Genomic DNA, 10,132 nt, shown 5'->3' on the forward strand with positions numbered 1-10,132 from the left:
GTCATGGGCGGAGCTTCAGGAAATCGCAGAGTTGCGACGCCGCGTCGAAGGTTTTTCCAGAGCATTCCCAGTATCTTCATGAGCGTAACCTCATGAGCAATGTCGTGGAGATGGCAAGGACCGCGAAAGCGAGAGTGCATTGCCAATAGAACCGCACTGTTGTGTCGATGGCGAGGCGTGCGGTGGCCGCGGCGATGATAGATAAGACCAGCACAAGAAGCAAGCCGATGAGAAGGACGTAGGCAACGTCGAGCCAAAGATGCGCAGTTGGAGGAATGGCCAAGGTGGCTACCAGCCCGACGCCGGCGATCCATTCAAGGCCATGCGAAAGTTGCCACAGTGCGAGCTCAAATCCGGCATATTCAACCATCGGGCCCGAGTAGATCTCCTGCTCAGCATTCGGGAGCGAGAAAGGATTGACGTGAAGCTTGGCCGGAAGGCAGATGAGAATGGCGATCAGCCCGAGGTATCTCCACGGATTGGCCGGCGCGCTCGCAAGAGCATCGAGTCGAAACGAGTGCTTCGATACAGCGATGGAAACTGCTGCCAAGAGGAATACGAGGTTGTAGGAGACGAGAAGTACGGCTTCGCGCGCTGAACCGATTTCGCCGAACAGGGAGCGCGAGGAAAAACCTGCAACGATCATGCAGATTGCGGGGATCTCCATCAAGGCAAGCAACAGGATCAAGTCACCCTGAAACCCACCGTGTAGCGGCAGAACGGGGAGCAGGCCTACAGCACCCGCGGAGGCAGAGACCGCAATCAACGGCCACGCCCGCATCAACATTCCGTTCACGCCAGGACGTGGCGGCGTGGATTTTCCCATCAGCTTGACGAAGTCGAAGAACGGTTGGCCAAACGGAGGTCCGATGCGCTGCTGCAGCAATGCGACAGACTTGCGCTCAATCCACAGCACCAACCATGCCGCCGGAATGGCGAAGAGCAATCCTGGAAATATGAGGAAGCGCGCGAGTGAGGTGAGGAGATTCATAACTGCGCCTCCTCTGGGTTTGTGCTCAAGCTTGTCGGCGACTCAGCAGACGCGGCGTTATCGCGACGCTCTGCCAATATGTTGGCGGCCGCAGCAATTCCCCGGACGATAGCATCCGGTCGGGGCGGGCATCCTGGAACAAAGACGTCAACCGGAATGTGCTTGTCGAGCGGGCCGACCAGCACGCGGCTATCGATAAACACGTTAGTGGAGGCGGGGCATGAGCCGATGGCTACCACTGCTTTCGGTCCGCACACCTGCTCGTAAACAGTGTGAACAGCGGAAACGGCTGTTTGCGTAACCGGACCTGTTACACAGAGAATGTCGGCGTGGCGCGGGCTTCCCTGCAGCAGCACTCCAAGTTGTTCCGCGTCGTAGCGCGGCGTGAGCGACGCAATAAGTTCAATGTCGCATCCGTTGCAACTTCCCGAATTCATGTGGAAGATCCACGGACTGCGGCGGCGGCAGGCACAGAGCAGACGAGTCCAGAGCTTCATAGCCGCCCCCCTTGAAATACCTGGATGGCGATGTCGGGCCAGAGGCCCGCACCAAGAATGCAGACAAAGAGCAGAAGGATGACGGCCTTCAAGATTGTCGACTCGTGTATGAGCGGAGGAGAGTACCACTCGGTTCCATTGACGGCGACAATACGTTTGGTGTCATACGACGGGCTTCCCCACCACAGATTTGTAAAGGCGATGACGTACGCAATAAGCGCGAGCATCGAAGCGAGTATGAAGCCTCCCAACAGAACTGGATGGATTGATAGCGCCGTCTCGTAGAGCTTCCAGCGGCCGGCATAGCCGAGCATCGGAGGCACACCGAGCAGGGTGAGCATTCCCACCAGGAATCCGAAGGTGCTGAATGGGTAGCGCTGAGCCAATCCCGTGTCTCCGTGAGCGAACGCCCCATCCCGCTCCGGAGCGGCAATCGCGATAAAGAGCAGGCTCTTTCCAAGGGCATGCGATGCCGCAGCGAGCAGCACGCCGTCCTGTCCGAGTTTGCTGATCGAGGCGACGCCCAGGAGCAGGAAGCCGAAGTCTTCAATGCTGGAAAGAACCAGCAGACGATTGATGCTGCGTTGCGCAAGCATCGATACTGCGGCCACCAGGCTGGTGAGGAGAGCAATTACGAGCCAAGGTCCTGCCGGAGAGAACAACGACGGGTCAATCTGTGCGCGCAGCGAAAGCTCACCCAGGGCCGCGATGTCGATGACAGCGAGGACGAAGCCCAGCACCACGGCCGGTAGTTCATCCGCGAGGCGAAGCAGCCAGAACAGCAACGGAATCGCGGCGAACTTGACGCAGACGCCGGTAAGCAGAAGCGCCCGGCTCCATCCCAATTGTTCTGGCTTGGTGAGGAGTTGCGCTGACTCCATGCAGATTCCGGAAAGCACAACAACTGTCAGATACACCAGGCGCGATGTGTGCGTGCGTGCAGCTTTCCAAACGGGCACGATGCTAAGCAGCGCTGCAGTTTCCAGTAATCCGAAGCGAAGCCACTCGACCTCAGCCATGCAACCGGCCACCGCGAAAACCGACGGCAGTGCAAGTTGCAGCGGAAGCAATCGGTCCGCATTGGTTGTAGCCGCAGCACATACCAGCGAAACTGCCGCAATGCAGACCGCGCCGATGAGCAGCGGCGGCATGGGCATGATGGAAAGCCCAGTGGAAACTGCGGAAGCCTTCCCCATCCAGAGAGCGCCGAGCATCATGGCCGCTGATATAGCCAGAAGCCCCTGGAACACGTGCTGCTCAAGCCATGCAATCGGCCGCGCCAGTGTTTCCGCCGCAGTGCGTAGTTGCTGAAAAAGAAACGCGTAAGCCTTGTCCACGTTCGACCAGCGGAAGAAAGCTTTCCAATTCTGTTCGAAGATATGCGAAAAGTCGGCGGCAGAGAGGCGATCGTGCTCCCACAGTGGCTCGCCGCCTGTGAATACATCGTTGGGCCCGCCAAGAAGAATGCCACCGGAACCTGCAACCGTCGCATGGACGCGAGGACGGCTCGAGATCCGAGCCACCGCAAATATGGCTGTGCCCAGCATGAACGACACGACCGCGAGCACGAGTCCGCCAGCGGTAGAAAACGTACCCGCACCGCCGAACATACCAAGCCAGGTGACGCGCAATGATGTATCCATCCCGATGGCGCTGAACATGGGCTGGAAGAAGAAGACATAAGCGAGTTGCGGCGCCACGCCGAGAACGATGCTTCCAAAAGCCATCAACCCCATGGCCCACTGCATCCCGTGCGAAACTTCGTACGCATCCTGTGCCGCTTCAGACGGCGGTCCCAGAAATACCGCGCTCGTCGCTTTCGCGCACATGAACACGGTTCCAAGACTTGCGATCCATGCAATGACAGCGGGAACTGCCCACCCCGCCTGGATTGCGGCGGCGTACAACATCCACTTGCTGACGAAGCCGCTCATCAGCGGGATTCCGGCCATGTTCCCAACGCCGACCAGCCAGCAAAGCGTTGTACGCGGCATGCGCGACGCCAGCCCGCCCAGCAGGTTCATGTCCCGTGTTCCCGCGGCATGCTGCACTGCGCCGGCGTTCAGGAACAGGCCGCCCTTGAAGAATCCATGATTGAGGCAGTGCAGAAGTCCCGCCATGATTCCGAGCGGAGTGCCAATGCCGATTCCCAGCAACATGTAGCCGATCTGGCTCACGGTGGAGAAGGCCAGCATGCGTTTCAAATCACTCTGTACGAGGGCGTACATCACGCCAACCATCATGGTGACGGAGGCGATCGACACCAGAATCAAGTTCCATGAAGGCGGCCATGCCGCGAAGCTGTGCATCCGCGCTGCAAGATAGACACCGGCAGTCACATAACAAGCCGCGTGCAGCAGCGAACTCACCGGAGTTGGCGCAGCCATGGCATCGGGTATCCAGGTATGCAGAGGAACCTGAACGGACTTGGCTATGAGCGCCGCGAGCATCAGAAGAAATATTCCCGTGGAGAAGTTGCGTCCTATCGCGGGATCGGTCCAGACGGCAGTCCCCGTGCGGTGATAGAGAACGAGGATGGCAGTCAGGAGTCCATAGCCGGCCAGGTGCGTCATCAGGAGAACTTTGCGTGCACCCAACACTGCTTCGCGCTGCTGATACCAGAAGCCAACCAGGCTGAACGAACACAGTCCGATTACCTCCCAGCACAGGTACAGGACGAATAGATTTGCGCAATAGACGAGAGCAACAAATCCGCCGATGAATACGAGCATCGTGGCATAAAAGCGCGTGACTGCCGGATCTCGACGCATATAGGCAATCGAGTAAAGGAGAACGATCGCGCCAAGACAAGTCCCCATGAATGCGAACAGAATGCTGAGCGCATCGATGTGAAATGCGAGGACAAGCGGTCCATCCCAGGAGAACAGGCTGATGTCGACGGCATTCCCCGACTGGACGCGAGGAAGGAGGCTTATCACGCTGAACAATGCGGGGATGCACGTAGCGGCTGCCAGGATGCCCTTGACCCGGGAAGAGCAAATGCGCGCAATCAGTAACTGCAGCACGGCGCCGAGAAGAAGGACACATGGCGCAAGCAAGAGGTAAACCGGATCATTCAGCTTCGGCATCCGCACCTCCCATGTTCATGGGACGGCGCCCGATTTAAGGCCTCCCGTGTCGCAGCTGCGGCTAGCGCCGTGGGCCTGCGAATACGAGCGATCCTGGGCAGCGCCGAGCTACGACAGTCTGCCGGTTAAGGCGTGGGCAGTTCAACTTCAGCACACACGATCGGTTGTCAACCACTGCTTCGCGCCGCGGCAATTTGCCGAGCACGGCATGGTGTTAGCACATTGCAGCAATCACTGTTTGTGACAAACGTCACGACAGATTCCAGGCTGCCTTCTCCCAACAGAAATTATTTCTGGGCTGGTGCGCACTTCCAGATTTGGAGTATGCTGATTGGCCAGATTCGCACTCTTCATGTAGGGAGGTAATGAAATGGAAGGAATCTGGTATGCGCATTTCACATCGGGCGAAATGTATGGAGACGGTGTAGCCGTGTTACGCGACGGGCTGGTCCAAGGTGCAGATCCAGCCCACACATACTCCGGTTCTTATCAGGAAGAGGGTTCCAATTTGTACGCAAATGTGCGCGTCAGTCCTTATGCGGGCTCCGTATTGCCAGCCGATCTCACTCATCCGATCACATATTTCTTGAGAGGATCAGTGACTGGAAATTCGGCAAAAGTAACTGGCCATCCCGACAACAGGCCGGATGCTCTTATCTCTGTCGAACTGCACAAGGGTGAATGAGGGCTAGCTCATATTCATTGAGGAGTCTCTCTTCTGTTCAACTCCTCAAATCCTTTTTCCTTGAAATCCTTTTACAAGTCGGCCCTTCTCGCAAATGCAGAATTGTGCAGGAGGAAGATCTTGTTTCAAGCCTGATCACAGCACCGTGTGATCGAAGACACATCCAAACCTGTGCTGGGCATATCAGAGTTCCGGCGGAGATTCTCGGGAGTTCCGGAGCGGGCTCTGGAACGCGTCGCGCGTGTCCCGTTGGAATATGCTCTGTCAGTCCACGCCTTCTCCCCTCCTCTTCTTCCGAGCATCGCAACAGATCCGACGACCAAAGATGTTCCTGACGCCTGGGGGAGGGTCGAATGCCGGAAGCGATTGTTCAGGGATTAAACGCAAGCGAGAAGCTGGTGATTGACCAGGCAATCGCCGCGCACGGGGACGGCGCGGGCGCGTTGCTGGGCATCCTCGAGGACGTGCAGGCTGCAAATCCTCACAAGTTCCTCTCGCTGGATACTCTTCGCTACGTCGCCGCCAAAACTGGAATCCCCCCTGCAAAGGTCTACAGCGTCGCCACCTTCTATGCGCTCTTCAATCTCGACCCGCAAGGCGACAACGTGGTGTGCGTGTGCCGAGGCACCGCATGCCATACGCGCGGCTCGCGAGATCTGCTTGCCAAGCTGTGCCTCGACCTCGGCCTGAATGACCGTACCAGGGATGATTCCGGCGATGCGGACAAGGTCTCGGTGACGACGAAGGATCGGCGCTTCACAGTCAGAACCGTAGCCTGTTTTGGCCAGTGCGCATTGGCACCGGTAGTTGAAGTGAACCACCACATTCTGAGTCATGTGAGTGAGCGTACGCTGCAGCGCGAAATCAACGTGTTGAGTCTGAGGAAGAAATGAAATCGCGAATCGAGGATATTGCGAGCTTTAATGCAGTGCGCGAATCGGGGCTGGCCAAGCTTATGTCTTCCATTCCGCGCATCACCGTCGGAATGGGCACGTGCGGACGTGGCAACGGAGCCGAAGAGGTATTTCATGCACTGCACGAAGCCATCGAGCGGAGCGGGCAGGACGTAGAGCTTGCGCCCGTGGGCTGTTTTGGAGCTTGCTTTCAGGAGCCGCTTGTCGGTGTTCGAATCCCAGGCGGGCCGCTCGTCATTCTAAGTCGCGTGCGCCCGAACGACGCCGGACGCATCCTCGAAGGAATCTCGACCAAAGTGATGCCGCCGGATCTCATCTTCTGCAAACTCGAAGAGTGGGATCACATCACCGCGCTGCTCAAGTTTGGCCAAGGTTATCCTGAAATACCTCTGTGGAACTCGATCCCTTTTTTCAAAGGCCAGAAGAAAATCGTTTTGCGCAATGCGGGACTGATCAATCCTGAAGACATTGAGGAATACATCGCGGTCGGCGGCTACCAGTCGCTGTACAAGGTTCTCATCGATGGACGTCCGGAATCTGTGGTTGAGCAGATCAAGGCATCGCGCTTGCGCGGACGTGGCGGCGCCGGATTCCTGACTGGAAACAAGTGGGACTTTCTGGCCAAGGCAAAAGCCGATGAGAAGTACATCGTCTGCAATGCAGACGAGGGAGATCCGGGCGCATACATGAACCGCAATGAGATTGAGAGCGATCCTCATTCGGTTCTGGAGGGCATGATCATCGGAGCGTATGCCACTGGTTCTACGCGAGGAATCGTCTACATTCGCGCGGAATACCCGCTGGCAGTGCGCCGGCTAAGCCGTGCCATCGAACAAGCGCGTGAGTATGGTCTGCTGGGAAACGACATTCTCCATCGCGCATTCAGCTTCGACATCCAGCTCGTTCAAGGTGCAGGTGCATTTGTTTGCGGAGAGGAAACCGCTCTGATTGCCTCACTGGAAGGTGGCGCCGGCAGGCCGCGCCCACGTCCGCCGTTTCCCGCGCAGCATGGACTATGGGGCATGCCCACTGACATCAACAATGTCGAAACGTGGTGCAACATTGCGCCGATTGTCAGTCGGGGTGCGGGCTGGTTTGCTGAGACCGGGAGTCAAAAGAGCCCGGGCACGAAAGTATTTTCCCTTGTCGGTAAAGTGCAGAACACCGGACTGGTGGAAATGCCTCTCGGTACGCCGCTAAAGACGTTCATCTACGACATCGGAGAAGGAGCCGCGAGTGGCCGTCGCGTGCTCGCAGTCCAAACCGGAGGACCGTCCGGAGGTTGCATTCCGGCAGAGATGTTTGACACGCCAGTCGATTACGAAAGCCTGGCGCAGATTGGCTCGATCATGGGTTCGGGCGGAATGGTGGTGATGGATGAAGACAATTGCATGGTGGATGTAGCGCGATACTTCATTGAATTCACTCACTCTGAATCGTGCGGAAAGTGCGTTCCCTGCAGAGTCGGGCTCGATCAGGCACTGCGGATTCTGAATGCGATCACCGATGGGCGTGGGACAAAAGAGCATCTCGAGACACTCGATGAGCTTGCACGGATGATCCGCGCGTGCTCTCTATGCGGTCTCGGGCAGTCGGCTCCGAATCCGGTCCTGACAACCCTCCGGCACTTCCGCGACGAATACCAGGACCATATCCTGGCAAGACGGTGCAGGGCTGGCGTGTGCCAGGAGCTTGCCGTATCTCCTTGCGAGAACAGTTGCCCGCTCCGGATGAACATCCCGCGCTTCCTTGAGTTGTTCCAGGAAGGCCGCCTCGAGGACGCATTTGAATCAGTGCTGATGGATAATCCGCTACCCGCTTCCACCGGACGCGTTTGCCAGCATCCTTGCGACAACCGGTGCAGGCGACAGTCATTCGATGAAGTTGTGAATATGCGCGAAGTGCATCGATACATCGCAGACGCAGTTTATTCATCTGACTTATTCAACCCGATGGTGGAGCGCATATTGACGCACAAGCTTCCGTCTTCAGGGCGAAAGATCGCGGTAGCCGGTGCAGGACCGACAGGATTGACGGCCGCATTTTACTTGGCCATGTTAGGCCATGAGGTAACTATCTTCGAAGAGCGCGGCGAAGCTGGGGGCATGCTGCGTTTTGCGATTCCGGAATATCGTCTGCCGAAATCGGTTCTCCATCGCGAACTCGAGTTAATCGAACGCGTCGGAGTAAAGATGGTCTTCAATACAAGGGTGGGGATAGATCTCTCGCTCAATGACCTGGCGAGCCAGTTCGACGCCACGTTTCTCTCCATCGGAACGTGGAAGGAATCGTGGCTTTATCTGCCAGGCACAGAATTGACCGGCGTTTATCCTGCTCTCCCTTTCCTTGAATCGATGGCAAAGAACGAGCAGTTGGCACTGGGCCGACGCGTAGCCATCATTGGTGGAGGCAACGCGGCAATCGATTCGGCGCGAACCGCAAGACGAGCCGGCGCTGAAGTGACAATCCTCTATCGTCGCGAGCGCCGGGACATGCCTGCGATCGATGAAGAGATACAGGCAGCCGAAGAAGAGGGCGTGCGAATCGTGTTTCTTGCCGCGCCTCACCGTATCCTTGGCGATGCAAAGGGGCAGGTGAAAGCGATTGAGATTGTGAAGACCCGTTTGGGCGCTTACGACAACTCAGGACGGCGACGCCCGATTCCCACAGATGAAGTAAAGCGCTTTGAATGCGACACCGTAATTCTGGCCGTTGGAGAGACCTTCGATCTTGATTTCTGCCGGGCATCGGGTCTGGAATTGAAGGAACAAGGAACGATCAAGGTTGACCGATTCACGCTGGAAACCAGTCGATCGGGCTTCTACGCCGGGGGCGACGTGATTACGGGCGCTTCGAATGTCTCCAATGCCATGAGCGGAGGCAAACAGGCTGCTCGAAAGATCGATGAACGCCTGATGGGCGACACGCGATGGGAGCGAATTTTCCCGCAGCTGGAATATGGCCGTAGCAATCCCGGTGAGCCGAGCCTGAGCAAACGTCATGTAGGCGTAAACGCACCGGCTTCCCTGCGCATACGAACGCAGGACGAGGTAGTGTGTACGCTTAGTTCCGCAGAAGCACTGGACGAGAGCCGCCGTTGCTTACGATGCGATCTGCGCGTCGTAGCTGCTGAAAAGTGAGATGTGAAAGGAGCATCCTTGGAAACCATCTCGGCAAGAGTTGACGGAGAGTTGATTACGGCACGGGAAGGTCAGACTGTCCTTGAGGCCGCTCGCGATCACGGAAAATACATTCCGACGCTTTGTTACCTTAAGGGCCTGAGTGCAACTGGCGCATGCCGCGTGTGCATGGTCGAGCTTGCCGGGACCGACCGGCTGCTGCCCGCATGCACCACGCCCGTTCAAGAGGGCATGTCGATCAGGACAACATCGCCCAAGCTCGAGGAATATCGCAAGATCGCTATCGAGTTGCTTCTGATTGAACGCAACCACATCTGCTCGGTCTGCCAATCGAACGGCCGATGTGAGTTGCAGGCGCTCGCACAATCGCTTGAAATCACCCACGTTCGCTATCCGTACAACAACCCGCGTCTTCCCGTTGACATGAGCCATCCCCGCTATATTGTCGATCACAATCGATGCATCCTTTGCACTCGCTGCATTCGTGCCTGCGCGGAGTTGGAAGGTGCCCATGTGTGGGAACTATCCGCGCGTGGCATCTCTTCGCGGCTGGTGAGCGATATGGCGGAAGATTGGGGTAGTGCCAAAAACTGCACCAGTTGCGGGAAATGTGTCCAGGCGTGCCCCACGGGAGCATTGGTTGAGAAGGGATTCGCTCCGACCCACATGGAAAAGAACTGCGAAATGATTGCGCGCATCTCAGCGAGCAGAACCACTCCGCATCACACGTGAGCCAAGATCTATCGGATCCCCGACAAGAACTCTGAGCTCATTTGCTAGCGGTGCCGTCCAAACTTGATCGAAGCAGAGCACAGA

The 10,132-nt window shown here is 57.3% G+C and carries 7 protein-coding genes; 4 read left to right on the forward strand and 3 right to left on the reverse strand.

The window, feature by feature from the left end:
- Positions 1–76 precede the first annotated feature (76 nt).
- Genes WA354_RS08000 through WA354_RS08010 form a run of 3 tightly spaced genes read right to left on the reverse strand, consistent with a single transcriptional unit; the run spans position 77 to position 4,577 of the window.
- Positions 77–991, reverse strand: coding sequence for a respiratory chain complex I subunit 1 family protein (locus WA354_RS08000; RefSeq protein WP_472812477.1), 915 nt, complete (start codon positions 989–991; stop codon positions 77–79).
- Entirely contained in the window at positions 988–1,488 is a 501-nt protein-coding gene (locus WA354_RS08005; protein WP_472812478.1) for an NADH-quinone oxidoreductase subunit B family protein, read from the reverse strand. Before WA354_RS08005 ends, WA354_RS08000 begins: the two co-directional genes overlap by 4 nt.
- Complete coding sequence (locus tag WA354_RS08010) at positions 1,485–4,577, reverse strand: NADH-quinone oxidoreductase subunit 5 family protein (protein ID WP_472812479.1); 3,093 nt, start codon at positions 4,575–4,577, stop codon at positions 1,485–1,487. Before WA354_RS08010 ends, WA354_RS08005 begins: the two co-directional genes overlap by 4 nt.
- A 370-nt stretch (positions 4,578–4,947) precedes the next feature.
- Between WA354_RS08010 and WA354_RS08015 the strand changes: the two genes are divergently transcribed.
- The 4 genes from WA354_RS08015 (at position 4,948) to hoxU (ending at position 10,048) form a co-directional block, all read left to right on the forward strand.
- Positions 4,948–5,262, forward strand: coding sequence for a hypothetical protein (locus tag WA354_RS08015; protein WP_472812480.1), 315 nt, complete (start codon positions 4,948–4,950; stop codon positions 5,260–5,262).
- 353 nt (positions 5,263–5,615) lie between these two features.
- Positions 5,616–6,155, forward strand: a complete 540-nt coding sequence (locus tag WA354_RS08020) for an NADH-quinone oxidoreductase subunit NuoE family protein (RefSeq protein ID WP_472812481.1) — start codon at positions 5,616–5,618, stop codon at positions 6,153–6,155.
- Positions 6,152–9,316 (forward strand): FAD-dependent oxidoreductase, encoded by a 3,165-nt coding sequence (locus tag WA354_RS08025; RefSeq protein WP_472812482.1) that lies wholly within the window; start codon positions 6,152–6,154, stop codon positions 9,314–9,316. Before WA354_RS08020 ends, WA354_RS08025 begins: the two co-directional genes overlap by 4 nt.
- Before the next feature lie 18 nt (positions 9,317–9,334).
- Positions 9,335–10,048: a bidirectional hydrogenase complex protein HoxU gene (hoxU, locus tag WA354_RS08030; protein ID WP_472812483.1), complete on the forward strand. Its 714-nt coding sequence runs from the start codon at positions 9,335–9,337 to the stop codon at positions 10,046–10,048.
- The last annotated feature ends 84 nt before the right edge of the window (positions 10,049–10,132 follow it).

The sequence above is a fragment of the Occallatibacter sp. genome, assembly GCF_049802275.1.
Classification (GTDB): Bacteria; Acidobacteriota; Terriglobia; order Terriglobales; family Acidobacteriaceae; genus Telmatobacter.